General features: G+C 69.8%; 21 protein-coding genes, 1 tRNA gene and 2 pseudogenes. 14 read left to right on the top strand and 10 right to left on the bottom strand.

Annotated features, from left to right (window positions below):
• Nucleotides 1-88: 88 nt before the first annotated feature.
• Nucleotides 89-751, bottom strand: coding sequence for a hypothetical protein (locus tag AB0M63_RS37170; RefSeq protein ID WP_366022466.1), 663 nt, complete (start codon nucleotides 749-751; stop codon nucleotides 89-91).
• Between the two features lie 214 nt (nucleotides 752-965).
• Between AB0M63_RS37170 and AB0M63_RS37175 the strand changes: the two genes are divergently transcribed.
• Nucleotides 966-1,634 (top strand): AAA family ATPase, encoded by a 669-nt coding sequence (locus AB0M63_RS37175; protein ID WP_366022467.1) that lies wholly within the window; start codon nucleotides 966-968, stop codon nucleotides 1,632-1,634.
• A gap of 61 nt (nucleotides 1,635-1,695) precedes the next feature.
• Here the strand turns inward: AB0M63_RS37175 and AB0M63_RS37180 are convergent.
• Nucleotides 1,696-1,896: pseudogene (locus AB0M63_RS37180) on the bottom strand (winged helix-turn-helix domain-containing protein); the annotation flags it as partial.
• Between the two features lie 37 nt (nucleotides 1,897-1,933).
• Nucleotides 1,934-2,509 (bottom strand): CGNR zinc finger domain-containing protein, encoded by a 576-nt coding sequence (locus AB0M63_RS37185; protein WP_366022468.1) that lies wholly within the window; start codon nucleotides 2,507-2,509, stop codon nucleotides 1,934-1,936.
• Between the two features lie 168 nt (nucleotides 2,510-2,677).
• On the opposite strand from AB0M63_RS37185, the gene AB0M63_RS37190 reads away from it, so the two are divergent.
• The gene (locus AB0M63_RS37190; protein ID WP_366022469.1) at nucleotides 2,678-3,988 is read left to right on the top strand and encodes an MFS transporter; all 1,311 of its coding nucleotides are present in this window, start codon (nucleotides 2,678-2,680) and stop codon (nucleotides 3,986-3,988) included.
• Nucleotides 3,989-4,098: 110 nt separating this feature from the next.
• On the opposite strand, the gene AB0M63_RS37195 is transcribed toward AB0M63_RS37190, so the two are convergent.
• Nucleotides 4,099-4,172, bottom strand: a tRNA-Pro gene (locus AB0M63_RS37195).
• Nucleotides 4,173-4,271: 99 nt separating this feature from the next.
• On the opposite strand from AB0M63_RS37195, the gene AB0M63_RS37200 reads away from it, so the two are divergent.
• The 4 genes and pseudogenes from AB0M63_RS37200 to AB0M63_RS37215 form a co-directional block, all read left to right on the top strand.
• Nucleotides 4,272-4,793, top strand: coding sequence for a DUF309 domain-containing protein (locus tag AB0M63_RS37200; RefSeq protein WP_355920203.1), 522 nt, complete (start codon nucleotides 4,272-4,274; stop codon nucleotides 4,791-4,793).
• Between the two features lie 57 nt (nucleotides 4,794-4,850).
• Nucleotides 4,851-5,624 carry a precorrin-6A synthase (deacetylating) gene (cobF, locus tag AB0M63_RS37205; protein WP_366022470.1) on the top strand — a complete coding sequence of 258 codons (774 nt, stop codon included), beginning with the start codon at nucleotides 4,851-4,853 and terminating at the stop codon, nucleotides 5,622-5,624.
• Between the two features lie 65 nt (nucleotides 5,625-5,689).
• Complete coding sequence (locus AB0M63_RS37210; RefSeq protein ID WP_366022471.1) at nucleotides 5,690-7,768, top strand: MDR family MFS transporter; 2,079 nt, start codon at nucleotides 5,690-5,692, stop codon at nucleotides 7,766-7,768.
• 181 nt (nucleotides 7,769-7,949) lie between these two features.
• Nucleotides 7,950-8,173, top strand: a pseudogene (locus tag AB0M63_RS37215) (hypothetical protein); the annotation flags it as partial.
• On the opposite strand, the gene AB0M63_RS37220 reads toward AB0M63_RS37215, so the two are convergent.
• Entirely contained in the window at nucleotides 8,157-8,909 is a 753-nt protein-coding gene (locus tag AB0M63_RS37220) for a cobalt-precorrin-6A reductase (RefSeq protein WP_366022472.1), read from the bottom strand. The pseudogene AB0M63_RS37215 and the gene AB0M63_RS37220 overlap by 17 nt on opposite strands.
• A 17-nt stretch (nucleotides 8,910-8,926) precedes the next feature.
• Nucleotides 8,927-9,700, bottom strand: coding sequence for a sulfite exporter TauE/SafE family protein (locus AB0M63_RS37225; protein WP_355920191.1), 774 nt, complete (start codon nucleotides 9,698-9,700; stop codon nucleotides 8,927-8,929).
• 114 nt (nucleotides 9,701-9,814) lie between these two features.
• Here AB0M63_RS37225 and AB0M63_RS37230 point away from each other — a divergent pair, with 114 nt between their 5' ends.
• Nucleotides 9,815-10,630: a lysophospholipase gene (locus AB0M63_RS37230; RefSeq protein ID WP_366022473.1), complete on the top strand. Its 816-nt coding sequence runs from the start codon at nucleotides 9,815-9,817 to the stop codon at nucleotides 10,628-10,630.
• Nucleotides 10,631-10,755: 125 nt separating this feature from the next.
• Here the strand turns inward: AB0M63_RS37230 and AB0M63_RS37235 are convergent, their stop codons facing one another.
• On the bottom strand, nucleotides 10,756-11,178 hold the full coding sequence (locus AB0M63_RS37235) for a histidine kinase dimerization/phosphoacceptor domain-containing protein (RefSeq protein WP_366022655.1): 423 nt from the start codon (nucleotides 11,176-11,178) through the stop codon (nucleotides 10,756-10,758).
• 47 nt (nucleotides 11,179-11,225) lie between these two features.
• On the opposite strand from AB0M63_RS37235, the gene AB0M63_RS37240 reads away from it, so the two are divergent.
• Nucleotides 11,226-11,828 (top strand): helix-turn-helix transcriptional regulator, encoded by a 603-nt coding sequence (locus AB0M63_RS37240; protein ID WP_366022474.1) that lies wholly within the window; start codon nucleotides 11,226-11,228, stop codon nucleotides 11,826-11,828.
• A gap of 5 nt (nucleotides 11,829-11,833) precedes the next feature.
• Here the strand turns inward: AB0M63_RS37240 and AB0M63_RS37245 are convergent, their stop codons facing one another.
• Nucleotides 11,834-12,337, bottom strand: coding sequence for a MarR family transcriptional regulator (locus AB0M63_RS37245; protein ID WP_355920182.1), 504 nt, complete (start codon nucleotides 12,335-12,337; stop codon nucleotides 11,834-11,836).
• A gap of 253 nt (nucleotides 12,338-12,590) precedes the next feature.
• Here AB0M63_RS37245 and AB0M63_RS37250 point away from each other — a divergent pair, with 253 nt between their 5' ends.
• From AB0M63_RS37250 to AB0M63_RS37265, 4 genes are all read left to right on the top strand, one after another.
• The gene (locus AB0M63_RS37250; RefSeq protein WP_355920179.1) at nucleotides 12,591-13,628 is read left to right on the top strand and encodes a zinc-binding dehydrogenase; all 1,038 of its coding nucleotides are present in this window, start codon (nucleotides 12,591-12,593) and stop codon (nucleotides 13,626-13,628) included.
• Nucleotides 13,629-13,706: 78 nt separating this feature from the next.
• A complete protein-coding gene (locus AB0M63_RS37255) occupies nucleotides 13,707-14,942 on the top strand; it encodes a sensor histidine kinase (protein WP_366022475.1) in 1,236 nt (411 codons plus the stop codon).
• Between the two features lie 86 nt (nucleotides 14,943-15,028).
• Nucleotides 15,029-16,510 (top strand): MFS transporter, encoded by a 1,482-nt coding sequence (locus tag AB0M63_RS37260; RefSeq protein WP_355920173.1) that lies wholly within the window; start codon nucleotides 15,029-15,031, stop codon nucleotides 16,508-16,510.
• A gap of 116 nt (nucleotides 16,511-16,626) precedes the next feature.
• Nucleotides 16,627-18,177, top strand: a complete 1,551-nt coding sequence (locus tag AB0M63_RS37265) for a carboxylesterase family protein (RefSeq protein WP_366022476.1) — start codon at nucleotides 16,627-16,629, stop codon at nucleotides 18,175-18,177.
• A 7-nt stretch (nucleotides 18,178-18,184) separates the two neighbouring features.
• Here AB0M63_RS37265 and AB0M63_RS37270 read toward each other — a convergent pair whose 3' ends face one another.
• Nucleotides 18,185-18,943, bottom strand: coding sequence for an NAD(P)-binding domain-containing protein (locus AB0M63_RS37270; protein ID WP_366022477.1), 759 nt, complete (start codon nucleotides 18,941-18,943; stop codon nucleotides 18,185-18,187).
• Nucleotides 18,944-19,053: 110 nt separating this feature from the next.
• Between AB0M63_RS37270 and AB0M63_RS37275 the strand changes: the two genes are divergently transcribed.
• The gene (locus AB0M63_RS37275) at nucleotides 19,054-19,641 is read left to right on the top strand and encodes a TetR family transcriptional regulator (protein WP_366022478.1); all 588 of its coding nucleotides are present in this window, start codon (nucleotides 19,054-19,056) and stop codon (nucleotides 19,639-19,641) included.
• 4 nt (nucleotides 19,642-19,645) lie between these two features.
• Here the strand turns inward: AB0M63_RS37275 and AB0M63_RS37280 are convergent, their stop codons facing one another.
• Entirely contained in the window at nucleotides 19,646-20,113 is a 468-nt protein-coding gene (locus AB0M63_RS37280) for an ion channel (protein WP_355920161.1), read from the bottom strand.
• Between the two features lie 156 nt (nucleotides 20,114-20,269).
• Between AB0M63_RS37280 and AB0M63_RS37285 the strand changes: the two genes are divergently transcribed.
• Nucleotides 20,270-20,587, top strand: a complete 318-nt coding sequence (locus AB0M63_RS37285) for a hypothetical protein (RefSeq protein ID WP_355920158.1) — start codon at nucleotides 20,270-20,272, stop codon at nucleotides 20,585-20,587.
• Nucleotides 20,588-20,591 lie beyond the last annotated feature (4 nt).

The following is a 20,591-nucleotide window of genomic DNA, read 5'->3' on the forward strand; positions in this document are numbered from 1 at the left end:
GACTTCTTCGTTGATCGGGTGATGTGCCTTAGCGGCGAAGCGGGATGCTGGGGGCGGCCCATGGTCGCCAGCATACCCACCCCGGGTATCAGGCGGACACCGGCTCCGGTGCGGGAGCGGACCTCTTCGCACTGCGGTAGGTGGAAATCCCCAGTGCCAGCAGCCAATAGCTGAGAATCGCACCCATCAGCGCGGTGGTGCCCCAGCCGTTCGCCGCGTAGAAATGCGCGGGAGTGTTCCCGAAGAACAGCGACGGCACGAAAGCCAGGTTGATACCGGCCAGGGCATAGGCCGACCTGCTGGTCCAGCGCGGCAGCAGTTCCGTGCGAGAGATGACGAACCCGAGCGCCGTGAGGAAGAACGCCAGCATGAGCCGGGAGATCGACCCGTAGAGGATGTACGTGCCGCTGACCTCGATCGTCGGGTCGATGGGATGGTCGGCGGCGATGACCGCGCCGGCCTCCAGACCGCTGGAGACCAGCGTGATCGTCGTGTAGACCAGGCCCGCCGTGAAGGCCAGCGAACCGGCCCATTCGTACTCGGGACGCACGCGCTTCACCAGCTCGCGGAACGCGGTCACGAACACGAGCAGAAACGCCAGCGCGAAAATCCCGATCAGCAGCCGGGCCAGCACGTTGGCGTCCGGCGGCGGGCCCGAATAGATGAAGTACAGCGGAACTTCGACGATGAAAGCGACCGCGGCGGCGATTCCCGCACCGCCCGTCAGACGCCTGGCCGACATTTCGTTCATGGGGTCCCCCGGAATTCCGTGTGGTGGATTCGGTACGCCATGAATCCTGCCGCCGACGACCCTCGCCGTCCCTGGCCCTGAGGACCGGATCGGGGGTGTTCCTACCGACACCCCCAGCCCCACGTAGGGCTCACGGCCACTGCCGACGGACCCTGACGGTCCCCGCGCCAACAGGCAGTAGTTTCAGAGAAACCCGCCAGAGGATCGGAGAAGGATGCAGTCCGGACAGCATGAAGAGGTGGCCGCCGCTGCGGAGCTTCCGGCACGGCTGCGGCACGTTTTCTGGATCGGTGGCGGGAGCGGTGCGGGCAAGTCGACGACCGCCCGCCGACTGGCCGACCACTACGGTTGGCGTCACTACGCGACCGACGACGTGATGCGGGATCACGCGGGGCGGACCACCCCCGGGGAGGCCCCCTTTCTGCACAAGTTCCTCGCCATGGACATGGACGAGCGCTGGGTGAACCGGTCACCGGAAGTCATGCTGGAGACGTTCCACTGGTTTCGAGGTGAGGGCTTCGGTCTGATCGTCGAAGACCTCCTTCGCCTGCCACCGGAACCGTGCGTCATCGTCGAGGGATTCCGACTGCTGCCGCACCTCGTCAAACCTCTGCTCGCCGCTCCCGAGCACGCCGTCTGGCTTCTTCCCACTCCCGACTTCCGCCAGGCCGCCATCCGGAGCCGGTCCGCAGCAGGGGAAGGGTTCGTCTGGAAGACCAGCGATCCCGCGAAGGCCGGCCGCAACATCGCCGACCGAGACCGCATGTTCACAAGTCACCTCATGCGGGAGACCGAGCGTCTCCGACTGCGCACCATCCGGGTCGACACCACGATGACGGAGGACGCTCTCGCCGAGCAGGTGGCCACGGCGTTCGGACTCTGACGTCCGACGGCACGACGCTCGCCGGTCCCCCGGCTGACCGAGCACCGGGCAGGCAGGGCAGCACCCGCTCGGCGCGTACGTCCGTGCGGTCGACCCACTCGGCGGCCTCCCGCAGCGCTTTCGACGCGGCCGGTACGTGTCTGGCGCCGCCCAGCGAGATCTGACGCGCCACCAAGCTCTGCTTCTCACGCGCCGGATCCGCCCTGCCCACCAGACGCCCGCCCGCGAGCAGCGGCACGGCGAAACAGCCGTGCACCCTCTTGACGAGAGCAGAGTGGTGCGGTGGAAAAGGATGGCGGTCAGCCGGCAGAGCTTGACTTTTTGCGCTTGTTCGCGAGGAAACGTGCCTTTTTCTCGCGATTCCCACACGTATTCATCTCGCACCATCTGCGTGTGCCGCTTCGACTGATGTCGAAGAACGCGGCTCTGCACGTCGGTGATTCACACAAGGCCATCTTTCCGTGACGCTCTCCCGAAATGATGCTGACCGCGTCGGCGGCGATCACGCTGAGCGCGTCTTCCACAGAAGCAGAACCCAGCCGCCACTCCCAGCCGCCCTCGGACGTCAGGATTACCGAGGCCCGACCGTCAGTACTGCAGTCATTGATGACTTGAACAGCCGACGAGGGAAGCGGGCTCCGGTTTGCGACGGCGGTAGCAGCGGCGTGAATTGATTCACGCAGTTCACGGGCGTGGTCGAGCTGGGACATGGTGCAGGAACCGACCACGAGTCCATTGATCGCCAACCAGTCCACGAGGCGGGATGGCACAGGGATGCGCTCCACCGGCTCACCGCAACGCTCCGTCAGAGTCGCCGTGAAGCTGGTCGCCAGCACCTTGCCGAGGCGGAACTCAGGGAAGTGACTCACAGTCATGGAACCATCTTAGCTGGTTGCCTCCCGAAGCGCAGGCGTGGTAGAACCGCCTTAGGTGGTTCCGCGTCGACTCGGAATCACTTCCAGCACTGCGCAAATCAGACAAAACATGCCAAAACCGAAGTGCGCTTCACTCGCCACAGATTGCCAACTGAGACGAGGCCTGCCATGCCGGGAAGTACTCTTTCTCTCGCGCGGTCCACCGTGCCCAAAAAGATTCTTTTCCCTCTGCTCCTGGTCCCGATTTTTCTCGGCGGTGCGGACTCGACGCTGTTCAACTCCGTCGCCTATGACCTGCCGGTGTTGACCGATTCATGGCGTCTATGGTTTATCGACGGGTACACGATTGCACTCGCCTCGTGTGTCGTCCTTGGGTCCCGTCTGGGTGCACGAATGGGCCCTGGCGTGACGTTGTCGATCGGGCTCTGCGTGTTTGCGATCGCGGGTGCCGGCCCTGCCCTGTTGGATTCACCAGCGACATGGACAGTGACTCGGTTCGTACAAGGCTTTGGCTACGCGCTGATTGTTTCCAGCGTTGCCTCGGTCATCGGCGGGCTGCCTCACACCGCAGAGCGCATACTGGGCTACTCCCTATGGATTTGCACGTATAGCATCGGGGCCGGCGCGGGACCACTGCTCGGCCGGGCGTTCGTTGATATCGGCGCCTACACTCTGCTCTTCTGGTTGCCGGCCGCAGTCGCTCTGCTGTGTGGACTGCTTGCGAACCTGCTCTTGCGCGGTATCGATCTGGGACAGGCCTCGTCGACCAAAATCGATGTCGCTTCCTCGGTCCTGGCTTTTCTTGGCTTCGGGCTCTTCGTGGGAGGTCTGCAGAGTCACAGTGAGGCGCTCGGACGAGTTCTGGCGACGGTATTCGGATGTGGCATCCTGGCGGTATTCTGTGTGCGCCAGCTCCGCTCCCGGGACCCGCTCATCGATGTACGGATGCTCAACTTCTCCCGATTCGGCGCCTGTTCGCTTGCCCTCGTCTTCGGTTCTGGGTGCTACACGGGATCAGTGTTCCTTTTCAGCGCAGAGGCTGATTCGCTGCTGTCCATCCTGCCGGTCTCGATTTTGGCGTTGTGGGTGTCGTTCGGAGGGTTCGTTTTCCACAAACTGCAATCTCGATTTCCTCCAGTGCACATGTTGCAGGTCAGCTTGGCCACGTGCGTTCTCGGCCTCGTGGTAGCTGCTTTTGTCGGTTTGTGGCCGGCCAGCTTTTTGATCGGTCTAGGGGTGGGTGTCGCAATGGCGTCCGGAGACGCGTACCTGCTGGGGAGCGTTCCGCCCAAGGATGTGGCACGCGCCGCAGCTCTCCAGGAGACCAGCTGCGCGGTGGGAGCGGCTCTGGGAGTGGCCGGGTTCGGCGGCATTTTCGCCGCGACCGGCTCGGGCGCGGGAACGGCGCTCATTACAGCTGTCGCCGTTGCCATCGCCGTGTGGACTCTTCGTTTCCATCGCGGTGTTCTCACGGCATGATGCTGCGTGGACCCGCGAGGGTGAAGCCCTACTGACAGCCCGGCGGGAGAATGATCAAGGGCCGGTTTCGGATATCTCCGAAACCGGCCCTGACCTGCGACTGTCTCCAGTCGGGACGACAGGATTTGAACCTGCGACCCCTTGACCCCCAGTCAAGTGCGCTACCAAGCTGCGCCACGTCCCGATGCGCTTCCCACGGTGAACCGCGTGATTGCGCGAACAGCACTTTACCCCACGCCCGGGGGTGCGCCGAAGCCGGCACCGGGCGCGGGACAATCGTCGTATGGACGACACATCGTCAGGCGGTACGGCCGACGCACGTGACCGGGACGGGGAGGGGCGGGCGCGCAACGCCCGGCCGCGCGACGGGCTCGGGCGGCCGCTGCCGTACGACGCGGACGGCGTGGCACGGCAGCCCGAGGGGGTCGTGCGGGCGCCGGAGGACAGCGTCGTCGAGGCGCAGGCGCTGCTCGACGCGGGGAAACCGTTCCATGCGCACGAGGTCTTCGAGGACGCCTGGAAGTCCGGGCCGGACGACGAGCGTGCCCTGTGGCGCGGGCTGGCCCAGCTCGCCGTGGGTCTCACCCACGCGGCCCGGGGCAATGTCACCGGCGGCGCGCGGCTGCTGCGGCGCGGGGCCGGCGGGGTTGAGGAGTGGGCAGCTCTGACCGGGCGCGAGCAGCCGTACGGGATGGATCTCGCGGGGGTCGCCGCCTGGGCCCGAGGGCTCGGGGACGATGTCGAGCGGGGCGGTGGGGTGGTCGACGCGCGGGCGCGGGCGCCCCGGCTGCGCGGGACGTCGTAGCCGGTCCGTGCCGGTGCGGTGTACGGACTGTCAGTGGCGTGGGGCAGACTCGGGGGCGTGCGAAAGATTCATGTCATCGGTATCGGCGCGGGCGACCCCGAGCAACTGACCCTGCAAGCGGTCAGGGTGCTGCGGAGCACGGACGTGTTCTTCCTCCTCGACAAGGGCGAGGTGAAGTCCGACCTGACCCGGCTGCGGCGGGACATGCTCGACGCGCACATACCTGAGGGGACGTACCGTCTGGTCGAGGTGCGCGATCCGGAGCGGGACCGGGCGGCCGGGGGTGCCGCGTACTCCCCCGCGGTCGGGGACTGGCGCAGCGCCCGGGCGGACATCTATGAGCGGCTCATCGTCGAGGAGTTGGGCGAGGAGGAGAGCGGCGCGTTCCTGGTGTGGGGAGACCCTTCGCTGTACGACAGCACGCTCGGCATTCTGGAGGAGATCCTGGAGCGGGGCGCGGTGGCGTTCGAGCACGACGTCGTGCCCGGCATCAGCAGTGTCTCGGCGCTCGTCGCCCGCCACCGCACGGGGCTGAACCGGGTAGCGCGGCCGGTGCAGATCACCACGGGCCGGCGGCTGTCCGAAGGGTTCCCGGAGGACGTCGACGACGTGGTCGTGATGCTGGACGCGCACCAGGCCTTCCGGCGGTATGCCGACCAGGACATCGACATCTACTGGGGCGCCTATCTGGGCACCCCGGACGAGATCCTCGCCTCCGGACCGATAGCCGAGGCCGCTCCGCGCATCGAGCGGCTGCGCGCGGAGGCCCGTGAGCGCAAGGGCTGGATCATGGACACATATCTGCTGCGCCGGCACCCCAACGGCGAGTAGGACGCGGGGTACCCGAGTGGACCGCCCCCGTAGCGCGAGTAGCCCATCGGTGTGAGGGTGACCTCGTGACCGTCACCGAGGAAACCGCGCTGCCCGCCCCGCAGCAGCCCCCTGTGCTGGACCACCGCCGACGCAATGTCGTCTTCGTGACGATCATGCTCGGCATGCTGCTGGCGGCCCTCGACCAGACCATCGTGGGTACGGCCCTGCCGACGATCGTGTCGGACCTGGGCGGTGCCGCGCACATGTCGTGGGTGGTCACCGCCTATCTCCTCGCGGAGACCGTGGCGACCGTGCTGGTCGGCAAGTTCGGTGACCTCTTCGGCCGCAAGGTGGTCTTCCAGGTCTCGGCGATCGTGTTCATCACGGGGTCGTTCCTGTGCGGTCTCGCCACCAACATGACGCTGCTGATCGCCTGGCGGGCGGTGCAGGGCATCGGCGCGGGCGGGCTGATGGTGACGGCGATGGCGCTGATCGCCGATGTCATCCCACTGCGGGAGCGCGGCAAGTACCAGGGCGCGATCGGCGCGGTGTTCGGCGTGGCCACGGTCATCGGGCCGCTGCTGGGCGGCCTGTTCACCGACCATCTGACCTGGCGCTGGGCGTTCTACGTCAACGTCCCCATCGCGATCGTCGTCGTCATCGCGGCGGCCCGCACCATCCCGGTGGTCAAGTCGGCGGTGCGGCCGGTGATCGACTACCTGGGCATCGCGCTGGTCGCGGTCGGCGCGAGCTCCTTGATCCTGGCGACGAGTTGGGGCGGCAACGAGTACGCCTGGGGTTCGGCGACCATCATCGGCCTGTTCGTGGGCGGCGCGGTGGCCCTCGGTCTGTTCTGCTGGGTGGAGACCCGGGCGGAACAACCCATGCTGCCCATGCGGCTGTTCGCCAACCCGGTGTTCACGGTCTGCTCGATCCTCAGCTTCATCGTCGGGTTCGCCATGCTCGGCGCGATGACGTACCTGCCGACCTATCTGCAGTACGTCGACGGCGACTCGGCCACGATCTCCGGGGTACGGACGCTGCCGATGGTGATCGGCCTGCTCATCGCGTCCGTCTTCAGCGGCAACGTGGTCAGCAAGACCGGGCAGTACCGCTACTTCCCGATCGTGGGCTCGCTGGTGATGGGCGTCGGGCTCTATCTGATGTCCCTCATGGGGCCGGGCACCGGGGCGTGGCTGGAGTCGGTGTACATGTTCGTCCTCGGCACCGGTATCGGGCTGTGCATGCAGGTCCTGACGATCGCCGTGCAGAACACCGTCGAGTACGTCGACCTCGGCACCGCGACCTCCGGTGTCACCTTCTTCCGTACGCTGGGCAGTTCGTTCGGCACCGCCGTGTTCGGCACGATCTACACCAACAGCCTGGGACCCAACCTCAAGGACGGGATCGCGTCCGCCGCGAGGTCGAGCGCGCTGAACCCGGTCGTCATCACCAAGGCGGCCACCAGCCCCGAGGGCCTGCACAAGCTGCCGGCCGCCGCCGCGGCCCCGATCATCGACGCATACGCGGACACCATCCAGACGGTGTTCCGGTGGACGGTCCCGGTCGCGGTGATCGGCTTCGTCGTCGCCCTGTTCCTCAAGCAGGTGGAGCTGCGCGACAGCGCGCGGATGGGCTCCACCGACATGGGCGAGGGCTTCGCGTCACCGCGCGGCGCGGACTCGCGACAGGTCCTCGAAGCGGCCGTAGGCAAGGTCATCGGCAGTACGGACCTGGACACCGCCCGGCGGATCATCACGGAATCGGACACCCGGCTGGACGTGGCCGGTGCCTGGGCCGTCATGCAGGTCGAACTGTTCACGAGGATGGTCGGGCATGCGAGTCTCGGCCTGATCGCCGCGCGCCGGCACATGCCTCCGGAGGTGCTCCTCCCGGTCTTCGACCGCATGGTCGGGGAGGGCTATCTGACCCGCGACGGCTATCTCCTCTCGCACACCGCGGCGGGCGAACGCGAGGCCGAGGTCATCGGCAGGGCGTGGGGCAACTGGCTGGAGGACCGGGTCCAGCAGGACATCGGCCGCCCGTCGACCGCCGACCTGCGCGCCGCGGTCGACTCCATCGCCAAGCGGCTCCTGGTGGAGGACCTGTCCACGGGACTGCCGCAGCGCCCGGCGCAGTTGGCGGCGAGCTCGGCCTCCTGAAAAACCGGGTGCCGGTCGACCGGGCCGGTGGTCGTAGTCACGTACCCGCGTTGTGAACGGGTCGCCCACTTCGAGCAGCGCGGGTGCACCTGCAAGAGGTATCAACACCCCCTCCTCTGCCAGTCCTGCCGCTTATGCCGGACCGCGCGGCGCACCGGCGAGCGGAACTACCCACCACTGCAGACACGGTGAGCTGTGGGCGTACAACCTCCAACACCTGGACCTGATCAGGCGGTTCGTCGCCGCCGACCTGCGTGAGCGCGCGCCCTGGTACGACACCGGGCAGAAGATGACGCTGGTCACCCGCCTCCCGGTATGAATCAAGACCGCCAAGAACCGCGACGAGATGACGAGATACTGCGCACGGCGGACCGACTCCGAGCCACGCTCATCGCCCCGGACTGAGCCCCAGCCGCTCCAGCACCCCGGCGACATCGGGCACCGCGCTCACGCCGTCCGGCAACGGCGGTCGTCGTACGACCACGACCGGGATGCCCGTGTCCCGGGCGGCCGTGAGTTTGGCGGCGGTCGCTGGTCCCCCGCTGTCCTTCGTCACGATCACGTCGATCCGGTGCTCGCGCAGGAGCGCCCTCTCGTCGGCGAGTGTGAACGGGCCGCGGGCCAGCAGCAGTTCGGCGTCCGGCGGCATCGGTGGCTCCGGCGGTTCCACCGACCGTACGACGAAGTGCAGTCGGTCGAGGTGGGCGAAGGCGGCGAGGCCGAGGCGTCCCGTGGTCAACAGGATCCGGCGCCCGAGTCCGGGCAGCGCGTCGGCGGCCTCGCTCAGGGAGGCGACCGGGTGCCAGTCGTCCCCGGGGCCCGGCCGCCAGCCGGGGCGGCGCAGCACGACCGAGGGCAGCCCCGTCGCCGCGGCGGCCCGTGCCGCGTTGGCGGTGATCGACTCGGCGAAGGGGTGTGTGGCGTCGACGACGGCGTCCACGTGGTGCTCCCGGAGCCACTCGGCCAGCCCCTCGGCCCCGCCGAACCCGCCGATCCGTACGTCCCCGGCCAGCGCGCCCGGCCGCGACACCCGCCCGGCGAGGGACGTGGTCACCCGCACCTCGGGCCGCCGTACCGCCAGTTCGGCGGCCAGTTCGCGTGCCTCGGTGGTGCCGCCGAGGATCAGGATGTGCGGGGGCATGGGGTGAGCGTACGAGGTCAGCGGAGGAGCAGTTGGAGTCCGCCCACGATCGTCGCCGCGATCACGAGTTGCTCGAACAGCCGCTGGTTGATTCGGGGCACAGCCCATTTGCCGATGAACGCACCGGGCACGACGAATGCGGCGAGCGCCGCGTCGAGCAGGAGCGAGTGCCCGTCGATCAGACCGAGGCTCACGCTGAAGGGCACCTTGGTCACATTGACGATCAGGAAGAAGAACGCCGACGTACCGAGGAAGCCTAGCTTCCGGAAACCCGCGGAGAGCAGGTACATCGACATCACCGGGCCGCCGGCGTTGGCGACCATCGTGGTGAAGCCGCCGAGCACACCGTACGAGCGCGCCTTCGCCCGACCGGACCGGGTGGCGACGGCATCGGGCTCGTCGTCGGCCTCCGCCTTGCGGCGGCGCCACACCGTGACCCCGGCCATCAGAAGCAGGATCGCGCCGATCGAGGTCCGTACGACCGCGTCGTCCGCCCACACCAGGAACAGGGTCCCGATCACGACTCCCGCCGCGACCGCCGGGAACAGCCGCCACAGCGTGGGCCAGTGGGCGTGCCGGCGATAGGTGAGGACGGCGAGGACATCGCCGACGATCAGGATCGGGAGCAGCACGCCGGTCGAGGCGCGGGCGGGCAGGACGGCCGCGAAGATCGCCAGGCTGACCGTGTTGGCCCCGCTCACGGCGGTCTTGGAGAAGCCGACGAGCAGGGCCGCGGCGGCGAGCGCGGCGAATTCCCAGCCGGATATGTGCCAGAGAGTCATCGTGTCCATGCGAGCACCGATGCTATGTCCTTACATCCGGTCGCATAAGGAGCGTCTCGCCAGGTGGCCCCTGCACTGTCGCAGCGGGCCGGGATGTCCGATGAGCGATGCTAGTTTTCCGGTGTGGACGACACCCGCGAGCACGTCCTGCCCGGCACCAGGAACCCGATCACCGCACACGAGTGGCCGCACGAGCACCCTCGGTACCTCGCCCTAGTCGCGCACGGATATGGCGAACACCTGGGCCGGTACGCCGAGTTGGCCGCCGTACTGACAGCGCACGGCGCGGCCGTCCTCGGCCCCGACCACCAGGGCCACGGCAGGTCGGCCGGTGAGCGCGTGCTGATCGAGGACTTCGAGGACGTGGTCACGGACCTGCACACCGTCGCCGGCCTGGCCCGCGCCACCCACCCCGGTGTCCCCCTGGTCCTGATCGGCCACTCCATGGGCGGCCTGATCGCGTCCCGCTTCGCTCAGCGGTACGGCGACGAACTCGCTGCCCTGGTGCTGTCCGGGCCGGTGATCGGCGCCTGGGAGCTGCCGGGCCGGCTGCTCGCCCTCGACGAGATCCCCGACCTTCCGATCAGCCCGGCCGCGCTCTCCCGCGACCCCGCCGTCGGTACGGCGTACGCGGCGGACCCACTGGTCTGGCACGGCCCGATGAAGCGGCCGACGCTGGAGGCCTTCGCCCGCACCCTGGAGACGGTCGCCGCGTCCGGCGACATCGGCGACCTCCCCCTCCTCTGGCTCCACGGCACCGACGACCGGCTGGTCCCGCTCGCGGGCAGCCGTGTCGGCGTCGAGCGGTTGAGCGGGGGCGAGCCGACCGAGCACGTCTATCCGGGCGCCCGGCACGAGGTGTTCCACGAGACGAACCGGTCGGAGGTCTTCGCCGACCTGATCCGTTTCCTGGACGACGTGTTGTTCCAAGGGAGTTGAGCCAGGCGGAGCCGGGGCTCCCCATCCTCACGACCCCCGCACCGGAAACACCGCCCACACCTCCCACCCGCCCCCATCCCGCGGACCGGCCCGGAGTTCACCACCCAGTGCCGTCACCCGTTCCGTCAGACCGACGAGGCCGAAGCCTCCGCCGTGTGCGGCCGGCGGGAGTCGGGTGCCGCCATGGCCGTCGTCCGTGACCGTGCCCTCCAGGCGGCGGCCTGCACCGGGTGCGGGAGGTCGTCGAACGGGGTGGGGTCGCGGCGCAGGGTGACCTTCTGGACGGGGCTCGCGAAACCGTCGACCAGGTCCGCGACGGCCGCCAGGTCGCCGATCGTGCGGCGGTCGGCCGCGTCCGGTCCCGCGTCGCGCAGTACGCCGACCGTACGGCGCATGGCGGCAAGGGCCTCGGTGGAGGCGCGTTCGATGGCCGCGAGGACCGGGTCGAGGTCTTCCGGGCGGGTGGTCGCCAGCATGCGGGCGACCTGGGTCTGCACGAGGATTCCGGTGACGTGGTGGGCGACGAAGTCGTGCAGGTCGGCGGCGATGGCCGGCCGCTCCGCCCGGCGGTCTCGGTGACCGCGACGGTACGGCGGTGGTCGAGCGGGCGCAGATAGCCGGCGAGGCCCGCGACGATGCCGAGGAGCACCAGACCCAGCACCACGACCGGCAGCATGTTCTCGTCGGTGACCGAGTAGTAGTAGCGCACTGGCAGGGCGAGCAGCGCGATCCCGGTCAGGACTCCGCACGCCACGGCCCACCGCTGCCGACAGTGCCGTACGGCGATGAAGGTCAAGGACAGCAAAATCAGGGTCCCGCCGGAGCCGGACAGTGCCGACCGGTCGGCGACGAGCGCGCCCGCGCCGTACAGGAGCGAGAGAGCGACGGGCACGCCGGTGCGCAGTTGCGGGGTGAACCACGGTGGGCGCCGGGCGATAGGCCAGAGGACGGCGGTCGGTCCGGCGAGGAGCACCAGGACCGCCGGCCGGACCGTCCGTCCGGCGGAGGCCGCGAGGCCGAGGTCGTGCGCCTGGTCGCGCTCGGCCGGACCAACGCCGAGATCGCCGCCGAGCTGTACGTCTCCCTGTCCACGGTGAAGACGCAACTCTCCAACGTCCAGCTCGGACTGGCCGCGCGGAACCGCGTCGAGATCGCGGCCTGGGCGTGGCAGCACGGTCAGGTGCGGCCGGGTCCCTGAGCGGGTCAGGCGGGGGTTTCGAGGTCCACGGGGGTCTCGGCGTGGGTGACGAAGTCGTCGACGAGGCGGTGGAAGAGCCCGGCGAGGTGCCGCAGGTCCTCGGAGGACCAGTGGGCCAGTGCCATCTCCATGCCGCGCCGGCTCGCGTCCCGTATGCGGCTGACGGCGGCCAGTCCGCTGTCGGTGAGCTGGACGCGCTGGGCGCGGCCGTCGTCGGGGTCCGGGATCCGGATCACATAGCCGAGTTGCTCCAACTGCCGTAGCTGGCGCGTGACATGAGAAGCCTCCACGGACATCCTGACGGCCAGTACGCCGGGGCGCATCGGCTCGCTCTCGGCGATGTACCGGAGGATCGCGACGGCGGCCCGGTCCAGCGGCAGCCCGGCCATGGCCATCAGCCGCTCGTGCTGCCGGGCCCGCCCGGCCAGGTAGGCGATGCGGGTGAGGACCCGCTCGATCTCGGCTACGTCCGCCGGAACGGGCGCTGCTGCGGGTGGCGGTGTGGACATGCGCCCACCGTAACAGCTACTTGCCTGAGTTAAGCAAGGTCGGAGACGATTGCTTGACTCAAGTAACGCCTTTATGGTTGCCTAACTCAAGCAAGTCAAGAGCTGGGGTCGCCTGAGCGGAGGTGCCCCCGTAGCGCCGTAGGCCGTGGGGACGGAGTACGGCGCAGTCACCGGCCCCGGCGGCCGGAGTACTCCCCCCGTCCGCCGCCGGGGCCGGTGACACTCCTCACGCACATGGAAAGCGAGCCCCCACATGGCCACGATGAAGTCCGTGCAGACCGGCGCCGTCGACAAGATCGAAGTGGTGGACGTCGAGCGGCCCGTGCCCGGGCCGAAGGACGCCCTCATGAAGATCCGCGCCGGCGGCATCTGCGGCACCGACACCTTCTTCCTGCACATCGGCGGCGGCCCCTTCGGACCCGGCGGCGCCATGGCGCCGATCCCCCTCGGACACGAGCCGGCCGGTGAGATCATCGAGGTCGGCGCGGAGGTCGAGGGTCTGAAGGCCGGGGACCGGGTGGTCGTCAACCCGCAGGGCTCCCCCTCCGGGATCATCGGCTGCGGCGGCAAGCACGGTGCTCTGAGCGAGTACCTCCTCCTGGAGGACTGCGAAATCGGCAAGAGCGTCACCGTCTTCCCCGACACCGTGCCCTTCGACGTCGCCTCGCTCAACGAGCCGATGGCCGTGGCCCGGCACGCCGTCAACCGCTCCGAGGCGAAGCCCGGCGACAAGGTGGTCGTCTTCGGCGCCGGGCCCATCGGCCTGGGCGCGGCGATCTGGCTGAAGCTGCGCGGGGTCGAGCACGTCGTCGTCGCCGACGTCATCCCCTCCCGCCTGGAGACGGCGCTCGCCGTCGGCGCGGACGCCGTGATCAACTCCGCCGAGGAGGACGTCACCGCCCGGCTGACCGAGCTGCACGGTCAGGCCGCCAACGCGCTCGGCCAGCCCCGCCCCGGCACCGACATCTACATCGACGCCGCCGGCGTCGCCGCGGTCGTCAACACCACGGTCGACTCCGCGAAGTGGGGCGCCAAGCTGGTCATGGTCGCCGTACAGAAGAAGGGCGCCGACATCGACCTCGGCGGGATGCTGCGCAGCGAACTGACGCTGATCGCCTCGCAGGGCTACCCCACCGAGATCTTCGAGGTCACGCGGGAGATCGTCGAGCACCACGAGCGGTTCGCCAAGCTGATCAGTCACCGTGTGCCCTTCGCCCAGGTCGAGGACGCCTTCGAGCTCGCGCTGACGCCGGGCGCGGCGGAGAAGATCGTCGTCACCTTCGACGAGTAGCCGCGGGCGCGTCGGGTGCCGCGGACGGCCGCGGCACCCGACGGACGGCCGGCCTTCTCGGACAGGAACCCCCACTCCATGATCCACGACCTGCAGCGGCTGCTGCGCTGCCATCCCCGTACCGTCGACCTGGTCGTCGCCACCACCTTCTTCGCCTGCTCCTTCCCCGGCAGCGTCCTCACGCTCCCGGGCCGCACCCTGGACGTCCCGTGGTGGCCCGGCGTACTGATCGCGGGCATCGGCTGCGCCGCCCTGCTGTGGCGCCGCACCCACCCGCGCACCACCGTGGTCGTGACCCTCTGCTGCGCCCTGGCCGTGGCCGGGCTCGGCTACGTCCTCACCGCCCTGCTGATCGGTCCGCTGATGGTCGCGCTGCACGCGCTGGCCCTGCGCTCGGACCGGACCACGGCGAACGTCTTCACCTTCGCCGGCATCGCCCTGCTGGTCGCCACCACGCTGTTCGTCGCCCCCACCGGGGAACCGCTGGTGCTGAAGCTGGTCGGCCCGGCCTTCTGGCTGCTGCTGCCCACCTCCCTCGGCACCACGACCCGGCTGCGCGCGGCCTATCTGGAAGCCGTGCAGGCCCGTGCCGAACACGCGGAACGGACCCGGGAGCAGGAGGCGCGGCTCCGTGTCACCGAGGAGCGCATGCGGATCGCCCGCGATCTGCACGACGTCGTGGCCCACCATCTGGTGCTGGCCAACCTCCAGGCCGGCACCGTCGTCCGGATGCTGCGCACGCGGCCCGAGGAGGCCGAGCGGATCGCCGGTGAACTCGCCGGCACCACCAGGTCGGCGGTACGCGAACTCAAGGCCACCGTGGGCCTGTTGCGCCACGCGGAGGACTCGGAGTCCCCTTCGGGACCGGCCCCCGGACTGGCCCAACTGCCCGACCTGGCCGCCTCGTTCGAGCCCGCCGGGCTGTCCGTCACCGTCAGCACCGAGGGCAGGCCGCAGCCGCTGTCCGCCGGCGTCGACCTCACGGCGTACCGCATCGTGCAGGAAGCGCTCACCAATGTGACCAAGCACGCGGGCACCGGCTCGGCGGAGGTGCGGCTCAGCTACTCCCACGACCGACTGGGCATCACCGTCACCGATCACGGCGGTACGGAGGCGCCCTCCTCCCCCGCGCCGAGCGGCGGCTACGGCGTCATCGGGATGCGTGAGCGGGCGCTGTCCGCGGGCGGCCGGCTCCAGGCCGGACACCGGCCCGAGGGCGGCTTCGAGGTGGTCACCGAACTGCCGCTCCTCTCCTACACCCAGAGCGATCCCCAGAACCACTCCCAGAGCCACTCCCAGAATGCACTTGCTTAACTCAATCAATTTCATTATGGTTGTGTGAGTCAAGCAAGTCAGCTTGTCCCCGATCGTCGCAGCCCGTTCTTGATGGAGGCCCTGCCATGTCCGACGCCCTTGCCCGACCCGCCGAAGCGGGTTCCTCCGCTCCGCCGAGGTCGAACGCCGTGGTCGCGGTGCTGGCCTTCGCCGGAATCGTCGTCTCGCTGATGCAGACCCTGGTCATCCCGATCATCCCGGAGCTGCCGAAGTACCTGGACGCCTCCGCGTCCAACACCGCGTGGGCGGTCACCGCCACCCTGCTGGCCGCCGCCGTCGCCACCCCCGTCGTGGGCCGGCTCGGCGACATGTTCGGCAAGCGCCGGATGCTGCTGACCAGCATCGTCCTGCTGGTGTCCGGCTCGATCGTCTGCGCCCTGGCCGACTCGCTGGTCCCGATGGTCATCGGCCGCGCGCTGCAGGGTCTGGCCGCGGCGGTCGTCCCGCTCGGCATCAGCATCATGCGTGACGTGCTGCCCAGCGAGCGGCTGGCCGGCTCCACCGCCCTGATGAGCGCCTCGCTCGGCGTCGGCGGAGCCCTGGGTCTGCCCTCGGCCGCCTTCATCGCCGACCACTACAACTGGCACATCCTCTTCTGGACCTCCGCCGTCCTCGGCGCCGTCTCCTTCCTGCTGGTCCTGCTGATCGTGCCCGAGTCCAAGGTCCGCACCGGCGGCCGCTTCGACCTGGTCGGCGCCCTCGGGCTCTCCGCCGGACTGGTCTCGCTGCTGCTCGCGATCTCCAAGGGCTCCGACTGGGGCTGGACCAGCGCGACCACGCTGATCCTCGGTATCGCCGCCGTGTCGATCCTGCTCTCCTGGGGCTGGTACGAACTGCGCAGCGCGCAGCCGCTGGTCGACCTGCGGACGACCGCCAAGCCGCAGGTGCTGTTCACCAACCTGGCCTCGATCGCCCTCGGCTTCTCGATGTTCGCGATGTCCCTGGTGCTGCCCCAGCTCCTCCAGCTGCCCGAGCAGACCGGCTACGGCCTCGGCAAGTCGATGCTGACGGTCGGCCTGGTGCTCGCCCCGCAGGGCCTGGTCATGATGGCCATGTCCGCCGTGTCCGCGAAGGTCACCCGGGCCAAGGGCCCCAAGGTCACCCTGATGATCGGCGCGCTGATCGTGGCCGGCGGCTACTCCCTCAACATCCTGCTGATGTCCGAGGTCTGGCACCTCATCCTGGTCTCCTGCATCATCGGCGCGGGCGTCGGCTTCACCTACGGCGCGCTGCCCGCCCTGATCATGGGCGCGGTCGACCCGTCCCAAACCGGCGCGGCGAACAGCCTCAACACCCTGATGCGGTCCCTGGGCACCAGCTTCGCCAGCGCCATCGCCGGTGTGATCCTCGCCCAGATGACCACGGACTTCGGCGGTACCGCACTCCCCTCGGAGAACGGCTTCAAGGTGGTCATGGCGATCGGGGCCGGGGCCGCACTGCTGGCCTTCTTCCTCGCCACCCTGATCCCCAAGCGCCGTACGGCCCTCGCAGCCCCGGCCGAGGAGGCACCGGCCGCCACCCCCGAGGTCTCCGAGGCCAAGGCGTAAGGCATTCTGATCACCGAGCGCACGACGGTCGCCGTCCCGCACCACGCGGGGCGGCGACCTTCCGCGGCTCGACCGCGCACCCTGTCGTTCCACCGGCACACAGCGAGGAGTCAACGATGACGACACCCAACTCCCTTGACACCGCGGCCGATTCCACCGAGCCCGTGGTGCGTCTCGGCGCCGGTGCGGTGCGCGGACGGCTGGAGGACGGGCTGGCCGTCTTCCGCGGCATCCCGTTCGCCGAACCCCCCGTCGGGGAGGACCGGTTCCAGGCACCGCGTCCCGTGCGCGGCTGGGAGGGCGTAAGGGACGCCTTCGAATTCGGGCCGCCGCCCCCGCAGGAGTCCGGGATCCAGGGCCGCACCGGTGTGCTGGAGGGGCCGACGGGCGACGACTGGCTGACCGTCAACGTGTGGACACCGGAGCCGGGTTCGGCGGCCCGTCGTCCGGTCATGGTGTACATCTACGGCGGCGCCTACAAGTTGGGGCACTCGGGCAGCCCCGGCTACGACGCACAGCACATCGCGCGGGACGGCGACCTCGTGGTCGTGACCCTCAACTACCGTGTGGGGATAGAGGGGTTCGCACGGATCGAGGGCGCGCCCGCCAACCGCGGGCTCCTCGACCAGGTCGCGGCGCTGGAGTGGGTGCGGGACAACATCACGGCGTTCGGCGGTGACCCCGAACAGGTCACGGTCTTCGGGGAGTCGGCCGGTGCCGGTTCGGTGGCCGCGCTGCTGGTCATGCCGAGCGCGGCCGGACTGTTCCGGCGGGCCATCGCACAGAGCGTGCCGGGCACCTTCTTCTCCGACGAGTTGGCCGCGGACATGGCGGCCGCGATGGCCGCCGAGGCCGGACTGCGCCCCACGGCCACCGACCTCGCGACCGTCGACCCGCGTGAACTGCCCGCGCTGGGCGAGGCGTTGGCGCCCAAGATGACCCAGCACGAGGACCGGTGGGGATCGGTGGTGCACACGCTGACCCCCTTCTCGCCCGTCGTCGACGGCGAGGTGCTGCCCACCACGCCCTGGCAGGGGCTGGCGGCCGGGGCGGCCCGCGACGTGGAGCTGATCGTCGGTCACAACCGCGACGAGTACCGCCTGTTCGTCGTTCTCGCCGGCCGGCTCGGGCAGCTCGGCGAGGAGGACGCGGCGACGGCACTGCGCCGGTTCGGGCCGGGCCCGGACGCCGAACAGGCCTACCGCGCCGCCTTCCCGGACGCCTCGGCGGGCGAACTGTACGAACGCGTCCAGACCGACTGGCTGTTCAACATGCCCTCGCTGCACCTGGCCGAGGCACAGCTCGCCGGCGGCGGACGCGCGCACGTCTACGAACTCACCTGGCCCGCCCCGGGGTTGGGCGGTGTCCTGGGCGCCTGCCACGGCCTCGACATCCCGCTGCTGTTCGGCACGTTCACCGCCGACCTGGGCAATCTGCTGTTCGCCGAGGTCGAGCCCTCCCCCGAGGCCCTCGCCCTGTCGTCCCGTTTCCGCGCGTCCTGGACGGCGTTCGCCCGCACCGGCGACCCGGGCTGGCCCGCGTACGACACCGAGCACCGGCCGGTGCAGGTGCTCGACGCGGAACCGGTCGTCACGGCCTACCCGGAGGAGGCCTCGCGGCGACTGTGGGAGGGGTACACCTTCCCGGCGCTGCCGCTGGCCCCCTAGGAAAGCCTCAGTCTCCGAGGATCGCCGCCCGGGAGCCGCCCACCGGCCCCCGGGCGGCGCTGTCCGCGAGTTCCTTCACCCGGCTCGCGGGCACCGGGACGCCCGGCGTCTCGAAGAACCAGCGGCCCGCCTCCTCCTGGTTCAGGCCCTCGGGCCGCGCCGCCATGTACGGGTGGACGTAGACCGGGGTGCCCGGCTCGCTGCGCCAGCTGTCGGCGAGGGTGCCGATGTCCACCGTGTCATAGCCGAGGACGTCGAGGAGCTGGGCCACCTCCGCCTTGGCGGTCGGGTCGTCGCCGGCGATGGGCAGGGCGCTGCGGTCGGCGGCGCCGGCCGGGCGGGCGCTGGTGAACAGGCGGCGGAAGTCGATGTTGTTGAACGCCTTGACCACGCGCGAGTCGGCCAGGTGCCGCTGCACCAGGACGCTGGAGGTCGCCTCACCGGCGTCCAGTGCGGCGAAGGCGCCGTCGCGCTCCGGGTAGTAGTTCATCGTGTCGATCACGGTCCGGCCCGCGAGCGCGGCTGCCGGAAGCCGGTCGTAGGCCTTCAGCGGGATGGTCGCCACCACCAGGTCGGCGTTCCGCGCGACCTCCTCGGGGGTGGCCGCGCGGGCGTGGGCGCCGAGTTCGGCGACCAGGTCAGCGAGGGTCTCCGGGCCGCGCGAGTTGCTCAGTACGACGTCGAGGCCGCCGGCCACCGCGAGGCGGGCCACTGCGCTGCCGATCATGCCGGTGCCGATGAGCCCGAGCGTCCGAATCCGGGACATGGGTGTCCTGCCTCTCTTGAGCCTGCACATCTCTTGTGAAACTGAGTGTCACGCTAGCCACTGAGAATCACGACTGCAAGTGAGGGTCAGGCCAGAGGTAGGATCGCGGGGTGAGTGGAGCAGCGCGGACGAACACGAGAGACATCGCACGGGCCGCCGTACGGGCCGAACTGGCTCAGGTGGCCTTCGAGTTGTTCCGTCGCGAGGGTTTCGACAAGGTGACCCTCGACGATCTGGCGGCGGCGGCCGGGGTGTCCCGGAGCACGTTCCTGCGCTACTTCGGCACCAAGGAGGACGCGGTTCTCCTCGCCTTCGACGCCCATGGCCGGCAGGTCGCCGACGCGCTGCGCGCCCGCCCCGCCGCCGAGGACGACTGGACCGCGCTGCGCCGCGCGCTGGACACCGTGCTGGAGCGCTACCGCGAGGACCCGGTCAGCTCCCTGGCGATGACCCGTCTCGTCCTGGACACACCGGCCCTGTGCGCACGGCAGTTGGAGAAGCAGCTCGGCTGGCGGCCGGCTCTCGCCCGGGCGCTCGCCGAGCGCGACGGGTCCTCGCACGCCACGGCACTCGTTCACTCGGTGCGGGCGGCGGCCGCCCTGGACTGTCTGAACGTCGCCCTCGACCACTGGACCGCCGCCGAGGGCCGGCTCGACCTCACAGACTTGCTGGACGAGGCCTTCGGCGCCCTCGGCTGAGCCGTCAGGGGTTCTCGTTCCGCCCGGCCAGCAACCGCTCCAGCCGGTCGAAGCGCTCGTGCAGGGCGCGGGCGGCCTCCTCCCCCAACTCCTGTGCCCCGTGTGCGAGATGATGCCGGCGACGCTGCTCCCGGCCGACGAACCAGGTGGCCAGGGCCGCCGTGACCAGGCCGTAGGTGGTGATGCCGACGACCATCACGACCGAGCCGACGACGCGGCCCCAGAGGGTCACCGGGTAGAAGTCGCCGTAGCCGACGGTGGTCGCCGTCTCGATCGACCACCACAGGGCCCTCGGGTACGTCGTCAAGTTGGCGCCGCGTGCACCGTGTTCGGCTGCGACCACCGCCCAGGAACCGACGAGCATCACCACGCCGAGCACCGCTGTCGCCGCGCCCGCCGCCTTCAGGTGCAGCGAGCGGCCCTCCTTGCCGAGCAGCAACTCGACCGCCCTGGTGAGGAATCCGGGCAGCATGGTCACTCCTTCGCGTCACGGTGGCCGGGGCCTGGGTCCAGTGTCGGGGCGGGCCGGGGGGCGGGCATGCCGGGCGGGGCGTTCGAGTTGCCGTACGACGTGCGGTGTTGTCCGCTGAGGGCCCCGCTTCCCCGCCCACTCGACGGAGGACCCGCGATGAACGCGGAACCCCGAGCCGTGCCGGAGACCTTCGCGTTCACCTGCGGAGACTGCGGCCACTCCTGGGAGGCCACCTTCCAGGTCATGTTCTTCACGAATCCGACCGACGCCTTCGGACTGACCACACAGGAGTACGTCGACGAGGAGGGGAGGGCTCTGAGGTCGCCCCTCGCCGACGCGATCTGCCCCGAGTGCGGCGGGCGCAGGGTGCGGGTGCTGGCGGCCGGGCTCGCCGAAGCCGAACGGGCGCGACGGGCGGAGCACGAACACCGTCCGCACCCGCACTCCGACCCGCCGGACGACGGGACGCCCTGACCCA

This window comes from Streptomyces sp. NPDC051576 (assembly GCF_040681835.1).
Classification (GTDB): Bacteria; Actinomycetota; Actinomycetes; order Streptomycetales; family Streptomycetaceae; genus Streptomyces.